The organism is Amycolatopsis sp. NBC_00348, assembly GCF_036114655.1.
Taxonomy (GTDB): Bacteria; Actinomycetota; Actinomycetes; order Mycobacteriales; family Pseudonocardiaceae; genus Amycolatopsis.
The window spans coordinates 1,582,132-1,601,772 of record NZ_CP107994.1; the positions used below are offsets into that span (position 1 = coordinate 1,582,132).

At 72.4% G+C, this 19,641-nt stretch carries 16 protein-coding genes; 6 read left to right on the top strand and 10 right to left on the bottom strand.

Translation table 11 applies throughout. The features are described 5' to 3' along the window. Positions 1-43 precede the first annotated feature (43 nt). Positions 44-4,426: a glycoside hydrolase family 3 C-terminal domain-containing protein gene (locus OHS58_RS07035; RefSeq protein WP_328647591.1), complete on the top strand. Its 4,383-nt coding sequence runs from the start codon at positions 44-46 to the stop codon at positions 4,424-4,426. A gap of 2 nt (positions 4,427-4,428) precedes the next feature. Here the strand turns inward: OHS58_RS07035 and OHS58_RS07040 are convergent, their stop codons facing one another. Beyond that, complete coding sequence (locus OHS58_RS07040; RefSeq protein ID WP_328647592.1) at positions 4,429-6,006, bottom strand: long-chain-fatty-acid--CoA ligase; 1,578 nt, start codon at positions 6,004-6,006, stop codon at positions 4,429-4,431. Between the two features lie 215 nt (positions 6,007-6,221). Here OHS58_RS07040 and ggt point away from each other — a divergent pair, with 215 nt between their 5' ends. Then, on the top strand, positions 6,222-8,012 hold the full coding sequence (ggt, locus tag OHS58_RS07045) for a gamma-glutamyltransferase (protein ID WP_328647593.1): 1,791 nt from the start codon (positions 6,222-6,224) through the stop codon (positions 8,010-8,012). 18 nt (positions 8,013-8,030) lie between these two features. On the opposite strand, the gene OHS58_RS07050 is transcribed toward ggt, so the two are convergent. Continuing rightward, positions 8,031-8,912, bottom strand: coding sequence for a helix-turn-helix transcriptional regulator (locus OHS58_RS07050; protein WP_328647594.1), 882 nt, complete (start codon positions 8,910-8,912; stop codon positions 8,031-8,033). A 113-nt stretch (positions 8,913-9,025) separates the two neighbouring features. On the opposite strand from OHS58_RS07050, the gene OHS58_RS07055 reads away from it, so the two are divergent. Further along, entirely contained in the window at positions 9,026-9,724 is a 699-nt protein-coding gene (locus OHS58_RS07055; RefSeq protein ID WP_328647595.1) for an SDR family NAD(P)-dependent oxidoreductase, read from the top strand. A gap of 7 nt (positions 9,725-9,731) precedes the next feature. Here the strand turns inward: OHS58_RS07055 and OHS58_RS07060 are convergent, their stop codons facing one another. The 5 genes from OHS58_RS07060 to OHS58_RS07080 form a co-directional block, all read right to left on the bottom strand. After that, a complete protein-coding gene (locus OHS58_RS07060; RefSeq protein ID WP_326950649.1) occupies positions 9,732-10,241 on the bottom strand; it encodes a roadblock/LC7 domain-containing protein in 510 nt (169 codons plus the stop codon). Then, positions 10,238-10,606, bottom strand: coding sequence for a hypothetical protein (locus OHS58_RS07065; protein ID WP_247052939.1), 369 nt, complete (start codon positions 10,604-10,606; stop codon positions 10,238-10,240). Before OHS58_RS07065 ends, OHS58_RS07060 begins: the two co-directional genes overlap by 4 nt. A 339-nt stretch (positions 10,607-10,945) precedes the next feature. Further along, positions 10,946-11,116, bottom strand: a complete 171-nt coding sequence (locus OHS58_RS07070) for a hypothetical protein (protein ID WP_328647596.1) — start codon at positions 11,114-11,116, stop codon at positions 10,946-10,948. A 61-nt stretch (positions 11,117-11,177) separates the two neighbouring features. Next, on the bottom strand, positions 11,178-12,275 hold the full coding sequence (locus tag OHS58_RS07075) for a glycoside hydrolase family 3 N-terminal domain-containing protein (RefSeq protein ID WP_328647597.1): 1,098 nt from the start codon (positions 12,273-12,275) through the stop codon (positions 11,178-11,180). 361 nt (positions 12,276-12,636) lie between these two features. Further along, positions 12,637-13,191 (bottom strand): CGNR zinc finger domain-containing protein, encoded by a 555-nt coding sequence (locus OHS58_RS07080; protein ID WP_328647598.1) that lies wholly within the window; start codon positions 13,189-13,191, stop codon positions 12,637-12,639. A 148-nt stretch (positions 13,192-13,339) separates the two neighbouring features. On the opposite strand from OHS58_RS07080, the gene OHS58_RS07085 reads away from it, so the two are divergent. The 3 genes from OHS58_RS07085 to OHS58_RS07095 all read left to right on the top strand — a co-directional run bounded on the left by OHS58_RS07085 (position 13,340) and on the right by OHS58_RS07095 (position 15,905). Further along, positions 13,340-14,023 carry an AzlC family ABC transporter permease gene (locus tag OHS58_RS07085; RefSeq protein ID WP_326952478.1) on the top strand — a complete coding sequence of 228 codons (684 nt, stop codon included), beginning with the start codon at positions 13,340-13,342 and terminating at the stop codon, positions 14,021-14,023. Next, positions 14,020-14,340, top strand: coding sequence for an AzlD domain-containing protein (locus OHS58_RS07090; protein ID WP_326950645.1), 321 nt, complete (start codon positions 14,020-14,022; stop codon positions 14,338-14,340). The genes OHS58_RS07085 and OHS58_RS07090 overlap by 4 nt, the downstream gene beginning before the upstream one ends. Before the next feature lie 641 nt (positions 14,341-14,981). Beyond that, positions 14,982-15,905, top strand: coding sequence for a LysR family transcriptional regulator (locus OHS58_RS07095; protein ID WP_326950644.1), 924 nt, complete (start codon positions 14,982-14,984; stop codon positions 15,903-15,905). 501 nt (positions 15,906-16,406) lie between these two features. Here OHS58_RS07095 and OHS58_RS07100 read toward each other — a convergent pair. From OHS58_RS07100 to OHS58_RS07110, 3 genes are read right to left on the bottom strand one after another with little or no spacing between them, the layout of a single operon-like run. Beyond that, positions 16,407-17,138: a flavin reductase family protein gene (locus OHS58_RS07100; protein WP_328647599.1), complete on the bottom strand. Its 732-nt coding sequence runs from the start codon at positions 17,136-17,138 to the stop codon at positions 16,407-16,409. Next, positions 17,135-18,649 carry an amino acid adenylation domain-containing protein gene (locus OHS58_RS07105; RefSeq protein WP_328647600.1) on the bottom strand — a complete coding sequence of 505 codons (1,515 nt, stop codon included), beginning with the start codon at positions 18,647-18,649 and terminating at the stop codon, positions 17,135-17,137. The genes OHS58_RS07100 and OHS58_RS07105 overlap by 4 nt, the downstream gene beginning before the upstream one ends. Positions 18,650-18,654: 5 nt before the next feature. Continuing rightward, on the bottom strand, positions 18,655-19,641 hold the full coding sequence (locus OHS58_RS07110) for a hypothetical protein (RefSeq protein WP_328647601.1): 987 nt from the start codon (positions 19,639-19,641) through the stop codon (positions 18,655-18,657).

Consider the following 19,641-nt stretch of genomic DNA (forward strand, 5'->3'; position numbering starts at 1 on the left):
GAAGTGTGGCTTCTCGCGTCGGTCCGCCCCTGGAGGTTTTCCCATGGCCCACACGCGTCCCGCCCACCGGTACACGGCTTTCGCCGTCGCCGCGCTGAGCGGAATCGCCGTCACCACTGCCGTGGTCACCGATGCGGCCGTCGCGGCTCCCGCGCCCGGCACGCCGATTTACCGGGACACCCATTACAGCTTCGCCGAACGCGCCGCCGATCTGGTTTCGCGCATGACGCTGCCGGAAAAGGTTCAGCAGCTGCACACGAACAACGCGCCCGCGATTCCGCGGCTCGGCGTGCAGCAGTACACCTACTGGAGCGAAGGGCAGCACGGCCTGAACCGGCTCGGCGGCGACGCCGGCGCGGGCGGCCAGGGCGACGTGGACGACGTGCACGCGACGAGTTTCCCGGTGAACTTCGCCGCGACGATGTCGTGGGACCCGGCGCTGACCTACGCCGAGACGACGGCGATCTCCGACGAGGCCCGCGGCTTCCTGGACAAGTCGCTGTTCGGGACCGGGCAGAACAACATCGGCCCGGACGTCGGCGAGTACGGCGACCTCACCTATTGGGCGCCCACGGTCAACCTCGACCGCGACCCGCGCTGGGGCCGCACCGACGAGGCGTTCGGGGAGGACCCGTACCTCGTCGCGCAGATGGCCGGCGCGTTCGTCGACGGCTACCAGGGATACACGCTCGATGGCACGCCGATGACGCCGTACCTCAAGGTGGCCGCCACGGCCAAGCACTACGCGCTCAACAACGTCGAGGACGACCGGCTCTCCGGCGACTCGCCGACCACCGAGGCCGACCTGCACCAGTACTACCTCAAGCAGTTCCAGAAGCTCGTCGAGGACGACCACGTCAGCGGGCTGATGACGTCGTACAACGCCATCGACGGCACGCCCGGCGCGGTCAACACCTACCTGGTGAACCAGCTGGCCCAGCGCACCTTCGGCTTCGACGGCTACACGACGTCGGACTGCGACGCGATCGCCACGGCGTGGCAGCCGCCGCCGGGCGGGCACCTGTGGGCCGCGCCGGGCTGGCGCGCGTCCCTCGCGGGCGCGCAGGTGATCTGGACGAACACCACGACCGGCGCGACGATCCCGGCGGCCGCCGGCGCCGAGGCGTACGGCCTGCGTGCCGGGACGCAGCTCAACTGCACGGGCGACCAGGCGACGCTCACGAACATCCGGACCGCCATCGACGCGGGCATCCTGTCCGAAGGCGTGCTCGACGCCGGTCTCGTCCGGCTGTTCACCACGCGCATGGCCACCGGCGAGTTCGACCCGGCCGACCGGGTCGGCTACACGAAGATCGGCAAGTCCGTCATCGAAAGCCCGGCGCACCAGGCCCTCGCGACGAAGGTCGCCGACAACTCCCTGGTGCTGCTGAAGAACGCGCCGCTGCCGGGTGGTGCTCCGCTGCTGCCGGCCGACCCGGTGAAGACCGCGAAGGTCGTCGTCCTCGGCGACCTGGCGAACACGGTGACGCTCGGCGGTTACAGCGGCCAGCCGACCCACACCGTCAACGCCGTGCAGGGCATCCGGGCCGCCCTGCCGAACGCGTCCGTCGTCTTCGACGCGGCGGGGACGTCGACCACGGCGACGACGCCCGCGGTGCTGAGCGAGGCGACCAAGGCGGCCGTCCGGGCGGCCGACCTGGTCGTGATCGCCGCCGGCACGGACCGCGCAACGGCGGGGGAGGGCCACGACCGCGCGTCGCTCGCGCTGCCGGGCAACTACACGTCGCTGATCGACCAGGTCAGCGCGCTGGGCAACCCGCGGACCGCGCTCGCGCTGCAGACCCTCGGGCCGGTCGCGCTGGGCGACGTCGAGGCGAAGGTGCCGGCGATCCTGTTCAGCGGTTACAACGGGCAGAGCCAGGGCACCGCGCTCGCCGACGTCCTGTTCGGCGCCCAGAACCCGGACGGGCACCTGGACTTCACGTGGTACCAAGGCGACGCGCAGCTGCCGGACGTGCACGACTACGGGCTGAGCGCCGCCGCGACCGGCGGGCTGGGGCGGACCTACCAGTACTTCACCGGCGCGCCGACCCGCCCGTTCGGCTACGGGCTGAGCTACAGCACCTTCCGGTACTCGCACGTGGCGCTCGACCACCAAGCGGTGTCTGCCGACGGCACGGTGAACGTCAGTCTTGATGTGACGAACACGGGACAGCGCCCGGGAACCACCGTCGCGCAGCTGTACGTGGCCACGCCCGGCGCGGGCACCGGTGACGAGCCGCTGCAGCGCCTCGCCGGGTTCCGCAAGACCGGGTCGCTCGCTCCAGGCCAGACGCAGCACCTCGTGCTGCCGGTGCGGATCCGCGACCTCGCGCTGTGGGACACCGCCCACTCGCGGGAGACCGTCGCGGACGGCACCTACCAGTTCCGGGTGGGCACCGACGCGGCGACGATCTTGGCCCGCAAGGACGTCCGGGTGACCGGGACGCCGAAGCCGCGCGTGAAGACGGTGACCGTGCAGCCCGAGGCCGTCGTGTACCACCCCGGGCAGAGCCTCGACCTGACGGGCGCGAACCGGTGGCTGGCCGACGACACGAACCCGGCCGAGCAGCCGGACCGCGACCTGGGCATCGTCGCGGACGACGTCGTCGAAGCGGTGAACGACGACCAGTCCTTTGTGGACCTCACCCGTGCTCGTGTCGCGTACCAGAGCAGCAATCCGGACGTCGCGAGCGTCGACGGCAAGGGGATCGTGCACACGATCAAGGACGGCGTCGCGACGATCACCGCGACCGTGAACGGCGTCTCCGGGTCGGCGCCGATCGTCGTCACCGGCACGCTGACGAGCACGGTGCCGGCGTTCCTGGCGGCGGGGGAGCAGGGCACGGCGACGGCGACGTTCGTCAACGGCAGCACCAAGGACGTCCGCGGGCTCGCCGTGGCGATCGCTCTCCCGGCGGGCTGGACGGCCACGCCGTCGACCCCGGCCGGCTCCGGCCGCGTCCCGGCGGGCGCGTCGGTCACGGTGAAGTGGACCGTCACGGCCGGGGCAGACGCCCAGCCCGGCACCTACCCGATCGGCTTCACCGCGACGTCCAGCGCCGGGACGTTCACCTCCAGCGGCGACGTCAAGGTGCCGTACGGCTCGGTGGCGGCCGCTTACAACAACTCCGGGATCAGCGACGACGGCCTGCCCGCCGCCGGCGCGTTCGACGGCAGCGGCCTGAACTACTCGGCCCAGGCGCTGGCCGCCGCCGGCTTCGCGCCGGGACAGCCCGTCACCGCGGGCGGGATCACCTTCGCGTGGCCGCGGCCGAACGTCCCCGACAACGTCATCGCGGCCGGTCAGGTGCTGCCGGTCAGCGGTTCGGGCCGGCTGCTCGGGTTCCTCGGCGCCAGCGCCTTCGGCAGCACGTCCGCGCCGGGCACCGTCGTCTACACCGACGGCAGCACGCAGAGCTACACGCTGTCCTTCGCCGACTGGTGGTCGGGCAGCGCGTCGCCGGGGACGTCGATCGCGGCCACGACGCCGTACATCAACGTCGGGCCGGACAGCGCGCGCCAGAACCAGAACGTGCACGTCTACCTGGCCTGGACGACGCTGGACCCGGCGAAGACGGTCCGGTACGTGGTCCTGCCCGACAGCGCGCCGGGCCAGGCGGCGGGCAGCCCGGCCACGCACGTCTTCGCCGTCGGCGTCGGGCAGCCGGCCGGCGGGGCCGCGATCGTCGGCGACTCGTTCGGCGACCCGGACAGCGCGCACGGCGCGAGCGTCCGGGACGGCGACGACGGCCGGACGATCCCGGTGACCGCGGGCGGGCTGCCCGCTCGCACGACGACGGGTGCCGCGTCGCCGTTCGTCTACCTGGACCTCGACGACGGCGTCGTCCCGGGCGGTAGCTACCAGGCCACCGCGTACGTCAGCTACTTCGACCGCGGGACCGGCAGCTGGAACATCCAGTACGACTCGGGCGCCGACGTGCCGAACAACGCCTACCGCGAGTCGGCGGCCGTGACCGGGGAGGACACCGGAACCTGGCGGACCGCGGTGGTCCCGCTGCCCGACGCCGCGTTCGCGAACCGCGAGAACAACCACTCGGACCTGCGGCTGAACATCGGGACGGGCGGCTTGGCGATCGGCCGGATCGCGGTGGCCGTCACCGGCGGCGACGTCGTCCCGATCCAGCTGACGTCGGCAGAGCCGACCGCTCCGGCGGTGTCCCAGCAGCCCCGGGACGCGACCGCCGCACCGGACGCCACGTTCACGGCCTACGCCCTCGGCGACCCGGCCCCGCTGGTGCGCTGGCAGCAGCGGCCGCCCGGCGGCGAGTGGGCCGACGTCCCGGCGGCGACGTCACCGACAATCACGGTGAGCGGCGCGGCCGACGGCACGCGGTATCGAGCCGTGTTCACCAACCTGGCCGGCAGCACGACAAGTGACCCGGCCACCCTGCACGTCGGCTGACCTCACACGGAATTGTCCACAGTGGACATCGTGGTGTAGGCGATGTCCCGCCCGGCGCGCTCCCAGATGACGTCGGGGCCGGTCAGGCCCTCGGCGGACAGCTGGCGCTTGACGACCTTGAACGTCGACGTCCGCGGCAGCTCCCGGACCGTGCGCACGTACCGGGGCACCTGCTTGGGCCCGAGATCGGGCTGGCCGGCGAGGAAACGGCCGAACCCGGCGGGGTCCAGGGGCGTGTCGCCGAGGACGATGGCGGCCATCACCTGGTCCCCGGTCACCGGGTCGGGCACCGCGTAGACGGCGGCGTCGGTGATCGCGGGGTGCCGCAGCAGGATGCGCTCGATCGGCGCGGTGCCGAGGTTCTCCCCGTCGACGCGGAGCCAGTCGCCGAGCCGCCCGGCGAAGAAGCAGAACCCGGCGGCGTCGGCGTAGGCGAGGTCGCCGGTGTGGAACCGGCCGCCGCGCAGCCGCTCCGCGTCGGCTCCGGGGTCGCGGTAGTACCCGGCGAACCAGCCGGCACCGGTGGTGTTGACCAGCTCGCCGACGGCGTCCCCGGCGTTGGTCAGCCGGCCGTCGGCGTCGAACGCGGCCGGTGGGCACGGCCGGCCGGTGTGCAGGTGCACGATGGCGACGTCCTCGGCGGGCCGGCCGAGGGAGCCGGCCGGGGTGTCGTCGGTGCGGGCGAAGCCCACGCCGCCCTCGGTGGAGCCGAACGCGTCGACGACCTTGCAGCCGAAGCGGTTCTCGAACGCGGCCAGGTCGGCGCTCGCGCCTTCGTTGCCGTAGACGAGACGCAGGGGGTTGTCCGCGTCGTCCGGCCGTGGCGGGGTGGCGACCACGTAGGACAGGGGCTTGCCCACGTAGCTGGCGTAGGTGGCGCCGAACTTCCGCACGTCGGGCAGGAAGCCGGACGCGGAGAACCGGCGGCGCAGCGCGATGCCCGCGCCCGCCGCGAGCCCGACCGCCCAGCCGGCCATGATGGCGTTGGAGTGGAACATCGGCATCGTGACGTAGACCGTGTCCGTTGTGGACAGTCCGAAGCGCTGGGCGAGCATCGCGCCGGGAAACGCGATCTTGCCGTGGGTGCAGCGCACGGCTTTCGGGTCGCCGCTGGTGCCGGAGGTGAAGATCAGCATGAGCAGGTCGTCCGCCGACGCGGGGACGGGATCGAGCGGCGTGTCCGCCGACGGCCACGACTCCAGGTCCCGCACACTGATCCCGCCGAGGTCCAGGCCCGCCAGCAGGGGCCGGTACTTGCGCTCGGTGACCACGAACTGGCAGTCGGCGAGCCGGATGTCGCGCGCGAGGGCCTCGCCGCGGCGGGTGGGGTTGAGCCCGACCAGCACCGCCCCGGCGAACGCGCACGCGCCCAGGAGGACGGAGAACGCCGGTACGTTGTCGGCCAGAATGCCGATATGGGGCGGTTTGTCCCGGTCCAGCGTCGCCCGGAGGTCGGTGGCGCGGCAGGCGGAAGCCCGGACGTGCTCGGCCCAGGTGTACGTCTCGTCCTCGAACCGCAGGCCCGGACGCTCGTCGTCGGCGCGGGCCAGCAGCAGTTCGGTCACGGTCGGGACGCCCATCCGCGCACCTCCAGGCACCGGTGATCAAAGTGAAACAGGTTCTACTTCTACCACGGTGACCGGTGCGGGGTCCACCGCCGCCGGGTACTCCGGGAATCACTAAGTCTTCCTCAAGCCCATTTTCTTTCCCCCGCACCGGTGTTAGACCTGCGGTGGTGCTTCCGGACAGCGTGGTCACCAGGGCGGTGGTCACTCGTCCCGGAGAAGGGACGCTCATGCGCACAGTCCGATCAGTCCTCACGGTCGGCGTCGTCACCACCCTGGTGCTGACCGGGGCCGCGGCGCCCGGTCAGGCCCAGCCCCAACCACCGAAACAGGCCGTGGCCGTGGGGTCCGGCGGGGCGGTCGTCTCCAACACCCCCGAGTCCACCCAGGCCGGGATCGACGTCCTGCGCCGGGGCGGTACCGCGGCCGACGCCGCCGTCGCCGTGGCCGCCACCCTCGGGGTCACCGACCCCTACGTCGCCGGGCTCGGCGGCGGGGGCTACTTCGTCTACTACGACGCCCACACGAAGAAGATCTCCACGATCGACGGCCGCGAGGCCACCCCCGCGGCCGACGGCCCGAAGATGTTCATCGACCCGGCCACCGGCCAGCCCTACCCGTTCGAAACCGCAGTCGAGAGCGGCCGGTCCGTCGGGGTGCCCGGCATGCTCGCGACGTGGCAGCGGGCGCTGGACAAGTGGGGCCGGTTCAGCCTGGCGGACAACCTGCGCCCCGCGGAACAGGTGGCGGACCGCGGGTTCGTCGTCGACCCGGCCTTCTCGAACCAGACCACCGAGGAAGCGGCCAAGCTGGGCCAGTTCAGCTCGAGCGCGAAGCTGTTCCTCCCGGGCGGCAAGGCACCGGCCGCCGGCTCGGTCTTCCGCAACCCCGACCTCGCCGCCACCTACCGGCAGATCGGCCGCGAAGGCATCGGCGCGTTCTACGGCGGTGCGGTCGGCCGGGACCTGGTGAACACCGTCCAGCACCTGCCGCTGGCGAAGAACGCCACCATCACGCCGATCCCCGGCCCGATGCAGCTGTCGGACCTGCGCGCCTACCGGGCGCTCGACGCCGCGCCGACGCACGTGAACTACCGGGGTTACGACGTCTACAGCATGGCCCCGTCCTCCAGCGGCGGCATCACCGTCGGCGAATCGCTGAACATCCTGCAGAACTTCGACCTCGGCAAGATGTCCACCGTCCAGGCCCTGCACCACTACCTGGAGGCCAGCCGGCTCGCTTTCGCCGACCGCAACCGCTACATCGGCGACGCGCGTTACGTCGACGTTCCCCAGCAGCAGCTGCTGTCGCGGTCGTTCGCGGCGACCCGGGCCTGCAAGATCGATCCGGCCCGGGCCGGGCAGAGCCCCGTCGCGCCGGGCGATCCGTACCACCCGCAGGGCTGCAAGACCGTCCCGGCGGCGTCCGCCGACGGCAACGAGAACCACACCAACCACTTCGTCGTCACCGACAAGCAGGGCAACGTCGTGTCCTACACGAACACGATCGAGCAGCAGGCCGGCAGCGGCATCACCGTGCCCGGCCGCGGGTTCGTGCTCAACAACGAGCTGACCGACTTCAACTTCGCGCCCACCCAGGGCACCGCCCCCGACCCGAACCTCCCGGCGGCCGGCAAGCGGCCGCGCTCGAGCATGTCCCCGAGCATCGTGCTGCGCGACGGCAAGCCGTTCCTCGCCGTCGGCTCCCCGGGCGGCGCGACGATCATCACGACCGTCCTGCAGATCCTCGTCAACCGCATCGACCTGGGCATGAGCCTGCCGCAGGCGATCGCCGCCCCCCGCGCGTCCCAGCGCAACGCGGCGACGACGGACGCCGAGGCGGCGTTCATCGCGCAGCCGACCACGGCGGGGCTCGAGGCACTCGGCCAGAGCTTCACCGACGTCGGCGACATCGGCGTCGCGGCCGGGCTGGAGTTCCTGCCCCACGGCCGGGTCCTCGCGGCGGGCGAACCGGCCCGCCGTGACGGCGGCACGTCCGCGGCGGTCGTCTCCCGCCGGTGAGGTGCGCACCGGCCGGGTTCACCGCCCGGCCGGTGCGGCCCGCTCCCGAACCGGTGGCCCGGTGGCCGCGGCGAGGCGCAGCTTGGTCTCGGCGGGGCTGCCGGGGACGGCGGTCATGATGACGATCTTGAGCTCGGTGTCGCCGTCGCCCAGCACGTCGCAGTTCACCTCGATCGGTCCCACCGAGGGGTGGTCGATCGTCTTGTCGTCCTCGCGGTGGGCGGCCACGGCGCCGGTGGCCCACAGCCGCGCGAACCGCCGGTTGCCCGCGGTCAGCTCGCGGATCAGGCCGGCGAGGCGGGCGTCGTGCGGGAAGCGTCCGGTGGCGCGCCGCAGGTCGGCGACGACGGCGAGGTCGGTCGTGTCGCTGTCGAGCTCGGTCACCGGCCACTGGGCGAGGCAGGCGGGGCCCGCGCCGAGCGGGAACCGGTCGCGGGCGAAGTTGCGCAGGCGGGGCTCCGCAGCGGACGGGTCGCCCAGCAGCGCGGCCCAGCCGCGGTTCCACCAGACCAGCTGCCAGTCGGCCGCGAACACCGCGACCGCGACGTCGCCGAGCCGGGAGAGCACGCGGTGGACGCCGGGCGGGATGTGGTCGGAGATCGTGCCGCCGGCCGGCGGGGTGAGACCGGCGAGCCGGTACAGGTGGTCCCGTTCGGGCGTCGAGAGCTGCAGGGCCCGCGCGAGGGAGGCGACCACCTGCACCGACGGCGTGGTGGCCCGGCCCTGCTCCAGGCGCACGACGTAGTCGACCGACAGGCCGGCGAGGTCGGCGAGCTCCTCGCGCCGCAGCCCGGCCGCGCGGCGGGCCCGGCCCACCGGCAGCGCCGCGGCCGACGGGGGCAGCCGATCCCGCCAGGTGCGGATCATCGCGCCCAGCCCGGTCCCGGGTGTCGTGGTCATGCCCCCATCTTCCCCGGGCACGGCCGCCGGACCCGGCGTCGAGGGTGGTACGGCTGTTCCTACCGTCGAGGCGTCCCTGGCCGGCCGCACGCAGCGGGCCGAGGATCGACCGCATGACGATCACCTTCATCACCGGAGCGAACAAGGGTCTCGGCCGCGAGACCGCCCGCCGCCTCGTCGAGGCCGGCCACACCGTGCTGGCCGGCGCCCGCGACCCGGAGGCGGGCGCGCTCGCCGCCGCCGCGGTCGGCGCCCGGTTCGTGCTCATCGACGTGACCGACGACGCGTCGGTCGCCGCCGCGGCCGCCGACGTCGCCGCGCACGAGGGCGCGATCGACGTGCTGATCAACAACGCCGGCGTGCACGGCCCGGCCGGCGACCCCACCGGCCTGACCGGCGCCGACGCCCTCGGCGTCTTCGACGTCAACCTTGCCGGCGTGGTCCGCACGACCAGCGCGTTCCTGCCGCTGCTGCGCCGGTCGGCGGACCCGGTGATCATCAACGTCAGCAGCGGGATGGGCTCCCTCGCGCTCACCCACGACCCGGCCCGCGCCGAGTCCCGCGTCGTCGCCCCGCTCTACACCGCCTCGAAGGCGGCGCTCACGATGCTGACCACGCAGTACGCGAAAGCGTTTCCCGGCATCCGCGTCAACGCCGCCGATCCCGGCTACACGGCGACCGACCTCAACGGCCACAGCGGCCCGCAGACCGTCACCGAGGGCACCGACGCCATCGTCGGCCTGGCCACCGAGGAGCCCGGCGCCGGCTCCGGGCGGTTCGTCGCCCGGAGCGGCGAGATCGCCTGGTCCTGAACCGGTCCTACTCCGGTGCCGGCCCGGCGGGGCGCGACCCGGCCGGCGCCAGGGAGGTGTGCCGCAACAGGGTCAGCGCCTGCTTGGCGGCCAGGGTGAACAGCCCCATGGTGATGTCCGGCTGGCCGAACACGACCAGCAGGAGCGACGTTTCGACCGGGAAGACGCAGACGTAGCCGGAGCTGCCTTCGAACATCGCGGAGCGTGACTCGCCGATGCCGGCCTGGGCGGTGAACTGCGCGGCGAGCCCGATGGCCGCCGCCGACATGGCGGCTACGCTGTCGGGCTCGACGCTGTCGGTGTCGTCGGCGAGGACCAGGCCGTCGTGGGTGGCCATGAGCAGCCCGGCGACCTGGTCGACCTGGCCCCGGATCGTGCGCAGCACCTCGAGGGTGCGGCCCGAGTCGGGCGGTGGGCTCGTGACCGCCCGTTCCGGCGGGCTCGTGGTCGCGGTGGACGGTTTGCGGATCGGCAGCGGCGCTCTGAAGTGCTGGCTGTGGATGTCGGTACCGCTCATACGGACAGGCTGATCTCGATGCGCTTGAGGCTGTGCCGGGCGAGCGCGAGGTTCGCGCGTTCGCGGTCCAGCACGAGGTAGAGGAACAGCGTCGAGTTGCCGCGGGCCGACAGCGGCCGGATCACGTGGTACTGGCGGTGGAGCGTGATGAGGATGTCCTCGATGGCGTCGTCCAGCCCGAGGGAGGCCATCACGCGCAGCTTCGCCCGGACGACCTCGGTGTTGCCGGCCGCGGCGACGTCCAGGTCGAGCCAGTCACCACCGCCCGCCGAACCGAGCGACATCCCGCTCTCGTAGTCGACGAGTGTCGCGCCGACGGCGCCGGGAATGCTCATCGCTTCTTTCAACGCCAGGTCGATCGTCATGAAAAGGGGTTCTCCTGTCGGGCGATCACGTTCGAGTGCGGCAATCGACGTGCCCGGGCGCGAAGGCTCGCTTCGCGTAGTGGCAGTCCGTTGCGTAGGCAGGTGACGTTATGTGTCCGCGGCGGTGATGAGTACGCCCGTTCGGAGCAATCTGATTAATTCTTCCGGGAGTCAGGGCGGCGCGGCTTTGTGACTTGTTCGCCTGTCCGATGACCTGGTCCGGCATTCGTTTTCCGCGCGGAAGCGGAGTGCGGGCGAGGCTTATCGCGGCGATATGCATTCAGCAAATTGCAGATCGGCCGTTGTCACGCGCTGTCCGCGTGTGACGAGCGGGAAACGCTAGCCGGAGAATCGCTCCAGCTCCGCCGCCGGGAAGTAGTTCTGGGTGATCGCGCCGACACGCACCAGGTACTTGTCGCGCTTGCCGTCGAAGTGGACGACCGTGCCGACGTTCCCGGTCATCGTCCGGCCGGTGATCCGGACGGTCTCGCCCACCTCGAACTCATCCATGACGATCATGGTGCCACGCGGACCGGCCGCCCGGGATCGCTCGGTCCGGTGATGGCCGGCGTCAGGGCAACCGGCTCCGCAGGGCGGAGATCCGGTCGACCGAGGCCGTGAAGTCCGCGCTCGGCAGGGTGCCGTTGCCCAGCGCGGCGGCCAGCGCGTCGGCGGCGCTGTCGCCCTGGGCGACGTCGCGGGCCGAGGCGAGGATCAGGTCCGTTCCCGCACCGGCCGCCAGCACCGCGCGGTTGCCGGTGGTCCCGTAACCGTTCAGGGCCCCGGCTTCCAGCGCGTCGGTGATGGTGACGCCGGAGAAACCGGTGCGCTGCCGCAGTTCCTGCCGGACGACGACCGGGGAGAGCCCGGCCGGGCGCCCGGCGTCGAGTGCCGGGTAGACGGCCCAGGACAACATCACGAGGTCGACCGCGGCCCGGATCGCCGTCGGGTACGGCGCTTCGTCCTTCGCGCGCAGCTCGGGCAACGGCACGTTCAACGTCACCGGCGCCACGTCGGTGTTCGCGCTCGCCGGGGCCGAACCCAGGCCGGGGAAGTGCTTGGCCGTCGCCGCGACGCCGGTGGCCTGCTGCGCGGTGACGGCCGCGGCGCCGAGGCGCCCGGCGACCGCCGGGTCGTTGCTGTAGGAGCGGCCGTAGCGGTCGATGAAGTCGCCGGCCTGGCGGTAGACGTCGAGCACCGGGGCCAGGTTGACGTTCATCCCGGCCGCGGTCAGGGTGCGGCCCGCGCCGGTGCCGGCGGCGGTCGCGGCGGCCACCGGATCGGCCGCCTGCCCGACCTGCTTCTCCGACAGGGCGGGCTCGCCGGGCAGCCGGCGCACCTGGCCGCCCTCCTGGTCGGTCAGCAGCAGCAGCGGCCAGGACACCGGGCTCTGCGCCGACGCGGCGCGCAGCTGCCGCACGACCCCGGCGATCTGCTGGCTGCTCTGGACGTTCTCGCCGAAGAAGATGACGCCGCCCGCTTCGCCGGCCCGGATGCGCTGCAGGAGCGCGTCCGGTGGCGTGAGACCGGGGTAGGAGTAGATCACCCGCTGGCCGGCGAGCTGCCGGGGCGTCAGGCCGGTGGCCCCGGGAGCGGCGCCCATGGCGCCCGCCAGCGCCACCACGGCGACCAGGGCCGGCAAAGTCCTCCTGCGCGTCACACGGGTCATGGGTCCGCTCCCTCCAGGTGACGTCCACGGTAACTCTTTCGAGTGGCTGACGGAAATTTTCTGACGGGCCGATATGTGTTCTGCGGCCGTGGGCGTGTCAGGGGAATCGCCGAAAACGGACGAGCCGGGCCGGTGCCCGCAAGAGGGGCCCTCGATGGAGGGGAACAATGCGCGAAAATTCTCGCCGGTCGCACTTCCGGCCCCGCTGACGGCCTTTCCTGGACCGGGTCCGGGAAAGGCCGTCAGCGCGTCGCGGATCCCGGTTGCGGTGAACGCCGGGTCTCCGGTCGCGGAGCGGTTTGCCGGTGGCGTAAGCGGTATCTGCGGAGCGTCTTGTCCGCCCTCACGACATCGGGCGGGCTCAGCCCGAGGTGCTCGCGGCCTGGCGGGCCCGGTAGGCGCGCATCTTGTGCCGGGCGCCGCAGACCGACGTCTCGCACCAGCGGCTGACCGCGTTGGGGGAGCGGTCGTAGAAGGCCCACAGGCAGTCCTCCGCGGCGCAGGTCTTCAGCCGGTGCAGGGAACCGTCCAAGCGGGTGGTCACCACGGTGGCGAGCACCCGGGTGATCGCCGTGTCCAGGGCGGTGGCGTCGTCGCCGACGAACTCCGCACCGGGTGGGTCAACCCGCAGGAGGGGGCGGGTGCCGGTGCGGGCCAGTTCGCCGTTCAACGCGCTCACCGCGGCCGGTGCGCCTTCAGGGGCGCCCAGCAGCTGCCGCAGGGCTTCCCGGAGGCGGCGCACGCGGGTCAGGTCCGCCTCCGTCGGCCGGGCGGGGCACGGCAGGCCTTCGGAATCCGCCCACGCCACCAGGCCGGCCGGGGTGCTCAGGTCGTCCCGGTCCTCCAGCAGCTCGCGGGTGTTGACCAGGCGCTGGACGACGCCGAGCGGAGGTGGTGCGGCGGGACGGGGAACCATGGCAGGCACGTTACCAGCATTTTCGCCGTGTGAGTTACAGGTGAGGGCGGAGATGTCTTGCAGAGCGGTACGGTCACCCGCTCGGGTTACCAACACTCGGCTTTGCTGGTAACGTCGACTCGTGACGAGTCCGAGGAGATGAGCTGTCGTGACCGAAACCACCACTGAACCCCGCTCCCCGGCCCGGGTCGTGCGCCCGGTGCTGCCGGTGGCCGCGGCCGATCTGGCGGACGGCATGGCGTTCGGCGCGCTCGCGGCCTCGGTCGGGATGGGCGTGCTGGCCCCGGTGGCCATGTCGCTGCTCGTGTTCTCCGGCAGCGCCCAGTACGGCGCCGTCGCCGTCATCGGCCAGCACGGCTCGGTCTGGGCCGTGGTCGGCGCGGCGGCCGCGCTCAACGCGCGTTACCTGCTGATGGGCACCACGATCGCCCCGGCGCTGACCGGGTCCGCGTGGTCGCGGGCCGGGACGGCGCTGCTGATCACCGACGGCTCCTGGGCCATCGCCCACCGCGGTGAGGGGCGCTACGACCTGCGCACGCTGCGGGTGGCCGGCTCGTTGTGCCTGTGCGGCTGGACCGCCGGGACCGCGCTGGGCGCCGTCCTCGGTGACGCCATCGGCGATCCGGGACGGCTGGGGCTGGACGCCGCGTACCCGGTGTTCTTCCTCGGCCTGCTGCGTTCGCACCTGAAGACCACGCGCGCGTGGGTCCTGGCCGTCCTCGGCGTCCTCGTCGCGGCCGCGCTGGTCTCCTGGGCCCCGCCGGGTATCCCGGTGCTGGTGGCCGGGGCGGCGGGTGCCGTGGCGGGGGCGGCTCTGGGGGTGCGGCGATGACGTACCAATGGGTGATCGTGCTGGCGCTCGGCGTCACCGCGCTGACGTTGCGGGTCGTGGTGCCGCTGGCCGCCGGTGGGCGGGAACTGCCCGCCTGGCTGCGCAACGCGCTGACCTGCGCGACTCCGGCTCTCATGGCCGGGCTGGTGGTCACCTTGCTGTGGCCGGCCTCGGGTGACGTGTCCTCGATGCGGACGCTGACCGCGCTGGCGGGCGTCGGCGTCGGAGTGGCTCTGCTGGCCGCCAAGCGGTCCATCCTGACCGCGATGATCGGCGCTGCCGTCGTGAGCGCTCTGCTGCGCCTGGTGCTCGGCTGATCCGTCGTCGCCGGGCGCGTGCGTGCGAACAATTCCTAAAAGTGCAAGCCCGACCCGGGCGTCCGTAAACCCGCTGGTCGGAAAGGGACTGCTCCGGCCGCCTGCGGTCGAATCGGGAGCTGGAGCGACGTTGCTCTCTTGGGGTGAAGGACAATTTCTCAGCCGGCCACGTTGGGTGAGAACGAGCAGTTTTCCTTGCCGGATAGTGGCAGTTTGCCAGCCACTTACGGGTGGTATCCGAAGTGGGTCAACCAGCGGGTGAGCGTCGGCCAAGGCCGTTCCCCGCCGCCTGGCAAGGACTTTCGGCAAGGGCATGAACGAAATAATCGAATGGTCACCCGGAGCCGGAAAGGGCCGAGGGTGTCGATCGGGGGACGTTCGTCGTGAAGGGTTTCGTGCCGGCAGCGAGTAGGCGGCACCTAGGAGGTTTCGTGTTCGGGACCGAGTTCCACCACTGCGGGAGGGCGGCCACCACGGCCGGCCGGAGAGGCCGTCGGCATCTGACGGCGAGCACTTCTCACCAGAACCACGACGAGCGGGAAGAGGCCGTGCCGCGAAAATCCGCCTCGATCGACGAAGGGACCATCCGCCGCGGCGTGGGCATCGACCCCCGCGCCGCTCGCCAGGATCGGTGGTGACCTGTGGACACCGCGTCCCTCACCACTTTCCTCAACGTGGCCGAGCAGTCGAGCTTCACCAAGGCCGCCAGCGATCTGAGCCTGGCGCAGCCGACGGTCACCGCCCGGATCAAGAAGCTGGAGCGCGACCTCGCCTGCGATCTGTTCCACCGCACCGGCGCGCTCATCCGGCTCACCACCGCCGGCCAGCGGTTCCGGCGTTACGCCCACAAGATCGTGAAGCTGAGCCAGATGGCGGAGGAGACGGTGCTCGAGGGCGCCGCTTCCGGGGACGCGCTGAGCGTCGGCGCCGACAGCGGGCTCGCCTCCTACCGGCTGGTGCCGATCATCGAGTACCTGTACCGGCGGCACCCCGAGCTGGCGCTGGAGATCCGGCCGATGGAGGAGGACCCGTGGAGCCGGATCGGCGACTCCGACGTCGACTGCGCGTTCTTCATCGACGTCTGCAAGTCCTCGCCGAAGGCCGATTCGACCCTGCTGTGCCCGGAGCCGCTCGTGGTGGTCACCGGCCCGGACGGCCCGCTCGGCCGGGAGCCGGTGCCGACCTCGCGGCTGGCGAAGTACCCGCTGTTGTGCGCGCACCGGGACAGTGGCTACCAGCGCCTGTTCGAGCGGACGCTGAGCGGTGCCGCCGACAGCCGGATCCGGGCGCTGTCCTTCGGCTCGATCGACGCGGTGAAGCACGCGCTGACCGCGGGGCTGGGCATCGCGCTGCTGCCCCGGCTCAGCGTCGCCACCGAGCTGGCCGACGGCCGGCTGGTCGAGGTGCCGTGGACCGCGCCGTTCCAGGTCTTCACGCAGGTGGCCTGGCACCGCGAAATCCGCACCGACCCCCGGTTCTCGGTCCTGCTCGACGCGGCGGCCCGTGCGACCGCCGAGCAGGTCGCGGACGCGGGAACGCGTCCGGCCCACCGGTCCGCCCTCTGAGGGCGGACCGGCGAGCCGGTCCTTCCGTCTTCAGGCCCCGAACGGTTGGCGCTTTCGCAGCGCCCCGTCGGGGCCTTCGTCTCGCCACCCTGCGACTGGCGGGGGCCGGGGTCGTGAGTGATAAGTAGGGTTAGAACCCGACTTACCACTCACGACAAGCCACGGCAGACCCGGCACCGCACCTACCGCCCAGGTGCCCGGGTGCGTTCCTTCCGCTCCTCCGCGACGGTGCGCTGACCGCCCCGCTCAACCGAAGTCCGTGAATGCCACATTGAGGGACACTAGGTCCCTCAATGTGGCATTCACGGCTTACGGCAAGGCTGGGTTGTAGAGCACGGCGGTCGGGGCCGGGGTGGGGTCGTGAGTGGTAAGTAGGGTTCTAACCCGACTAAACACTCACGATGAGCCGCGGCAGGGTCGGGAACCGGGGCAAGGGTTCGCCCGGCTCGGCGGGCCGCCCCCAGCGGGGCGGCCCGCCGAGCCGGGCGATTGTTCTTTTCCTCAGGCTCCCAGCGGGTATTGCTCGCGGCCGTAGAGGACCGTCGGGGCTTCGTTCGTGTGCCGCAGCCAGACGACCTTGCCGACGACCACGGTGTGGTCCAGCAGCGCCGCGGTGTCGCCCACCTCGCAGACCAGCGCCACCCCCGCCGCGGACAGCACGGGGATCCGGCGCTCGGGCTGCCACGGCACGCCGTCGAACCGCTCGGCCGGGCTGCCGGAGGCGAACTTGCGGGTCAGCGCCCGTTGCGACCAGGACAGCGTGTTGACGGCGAACGAGCCCGTGTCGAGGATGGCCGCGAGGGTCCGGCTGTGGCTGCCCAGCGACACCAGGACGCTCGGGGTGTCGGCCGAGAGCGACATCACGGCGTTGGCCGTGCAGCCGACGGGAGAGTCACCGGTGACGGTGGTGAGCACGGTGACCCCGGTCGGCAGCTTCGCGATCGCCTGGCGGAATCCCTCCGCGGGCACCAGGTCCGGCGCGGGCGGGCCCTGCGCCGACGGGCCGTGCGTCGCGGACTCCGGCGCCGGAATCCCCGGCGTCGAAACTCCCGGCGCCGAAACCTCGTGTGCCGAAACTCCCGGCACCGAAGCCGAAACGCCAGGCGGCGCGGCCTCCTGGGCCGGCATGCCCGGTACCGGCCGGGTTTCGGTGGGCCGGCGGGTGGTGCGGAGCGGCGACTGGGTGACGTGTGCGGTGCGCATGGTCTTCCCTTCCCGGGGTGTGGTGGTCATCCGCGCTGCCCGATCGCTTCCTTGGTGAGGGCCGAGCGGTCGATCTTGCCGTTGACGTTGAGCGGCAGGGTGTCCAGCACGGTGAGCCGCCGGGGCACCATGTACGCGGGCAGCCGGCCGGCGACGGCGGTGAGCAGCCGGTCGGAGTCCAGGTCCGAGCCGGTGCACACCGCTTCGAGCTCCGTCGTGCCGCCGCTGCCGGGCAGGGCGAGCACGATCGCGTCGCGCACCGCCTCCTGGTCCCGCAGCACGGCCTCGATCTCGCCGAGCTCGACCCGGTAGCCCTGCACCTTCACCTGCTGGTCCGACCGTCCCAAGTGGACGAGAGCACCGTCCTGCCAGGACACCCGGTCACCGGTGCGGTACCACGCGGTGTCGTCGAGCTCGTCACCCGCGGCGTGCGGCCGCGCGGTCTCGTCGCCCGGGCCGAAGTGGTAGAAACGGCCTTCGTTGGCGGCCGGGTCGAGGTAGCCGGGGAACCGCTGGGGCCCGCGCGCGCAGAGTTCCCCTTCCACCGCCGGGCGTCCCTGGTCGTCGAGCACGACGTGGCTGACGCTGGGGTAGAGGCGCCCGATCGGCACGGTCCCGTTGGCGGTCTCCGGCCAGTCCGCCGGATCGGCCGGCAGCCGGTACTCCGCGCAGCTGATGGTCAGTTCCGTGGGGCCGTAGAGGTTCTCCACGACGCCGTCGGGAGCGGCGCGCTGCCAGGCCGTGGCCTGGTGCGTGGTCAGCGGTTCCCCGCAGAACAGGCTCCAGCGCAACGTCGGCATGCTCCCGGGCCGCAGGCTGCGCAGCCGCTGGGCGTAGGACACCATCGAGGGCACCGAGAACCAGTGGGTGAGCCGCTTCTCCGCGACGAACCGCACCGGCGCCAGCAGGTCCTCGCGGCTGGGGACGACGAGCGTCGCACCGCCGCCCCACGCGGTGAACATGTCGAACACCGACAGGTCGAAGGTCAGGTCGAAGGTCTGCGAGACGCGGCTGCCCGGCTCCATGCCGTAGCGCGGCACGACGTGCTCGAGGTAGGCGCAGACGTTGCGGTGCCGGATCGGGACGCCTTTCGGCCGCCCGGTCGAGCCCGAGGTGAACAGGATGTAGGCCAGGTCCCCGGTGGCGGACGCCGGCGGGGTGCCCGCGGCGCCGCCGGTGGGCTCGGCCATGGCCAGCTCCGGCACGCCGAGGTCGGCGGGGTCCTCGGTGAGGACCAGGTCGAGACCGGCGGCCTCGGCGATCATCCGGTTGCGCTGGGCGGGAAAGGCGGGGTTGAGCGGCACGACGGTGCTGCCGAGCCGGTGCGCGGCGAGGTAGCCGGCGTAGGTGAGCACGCTGCGCTCGGCCAGCACGCCGATCCGGGCGGGCACCGACCCCAGCGCGGCGACGGCCTCGGCCGCGACGTGCCCGGCGAGCTCTTCCAGCTCGCTGTAGGTCAGGGTGCGCGCACCGACTTCGAGTGCGGGCGCGTCGGCGTGCTTCCCGGCCGAGTTTTCGAACCAGTGGTAAAGGGTGTTCATCGTTCTCATGCCTCCGATGCCGGGCCGGCGGTCGTTTTCGTATTGGTGCGCACCAGGTCGTCGAACGTCCGCTCCAGCAGACCGGCGCGGGGCCGGCCCCTGGCGGCCGACTCCGCGGCGAACCGGACGACCTTGGGCAGCTCGCCCCAGCTCATCGCGGCCGCGGCGGCGTCCTCCGCGCAGATCTCGCCGTTCGCGGCGAGCACTTCGAGCCGGTAGGTGTAGTGCCTGCTCGCCGCCCACAGGTCGTCGCCGTAGCGGGCGGCGGCGGTCTCGTCCTCGGTGAGGACCCCGCTGATGCGGCCGAGCACCTCGGGCAGGACGCAGGTCCAGCCGTCCGGTGCCGCCGCCGGGGCGGCGGGCGCCTCGCCGGCGGAGCGGGCCAGCCAGCGGAACCGGTCCGCGAGCACCGGCTCCACGGCGGCGCCCAGCGCGTGGCGGTCGCGGTTGTCGATCTCCGCCGGCCACGGGGCGTGCGGCGTCAACGCGCGCTCCAGCGCGGCGTCGTCCAGCCAGCCGAGGAACGGTTCCTGGGCGCCGAGCGGGGTCAACGCGCAGAAGTGGTCACCCACCAGCCAGTGCCCGTCGCGCCGGCCGAGCAGCAGCAGCCAGTGCGGCGAGTGCGCGGTCTCGTGCGCGGGGGACCAGGGCAGGTGGAAGGTGTCGGCGACGGTCAGCACCCGCCCCGAGCGGGTGAGCTCCGCGTCGAGGTCGCCGGCGGCCAGCGCCCAGTCCGGGGCCCCGCGGTAACCGAGCGGATCGTGCGTGGCGCTGTCGTCGACGCGGGCGTGCTGGGAGAACACGAGGTCCCCGCTGCCGCCGTCGAGCCGGACCGCGAGCCGCACGGCGTGGGCCAGGCGGGTCTTCACGCCGGGGTCGTCGGCTTCGAGGTAGGCGACCAGGTTGGTGGTGTAGCAACTGAGTTCCGGCACTACGTCCGGGGCGTTGATGAGGTGCACGTCGACCTCCGTCGTCGTGGTCGGGTTCCGCAC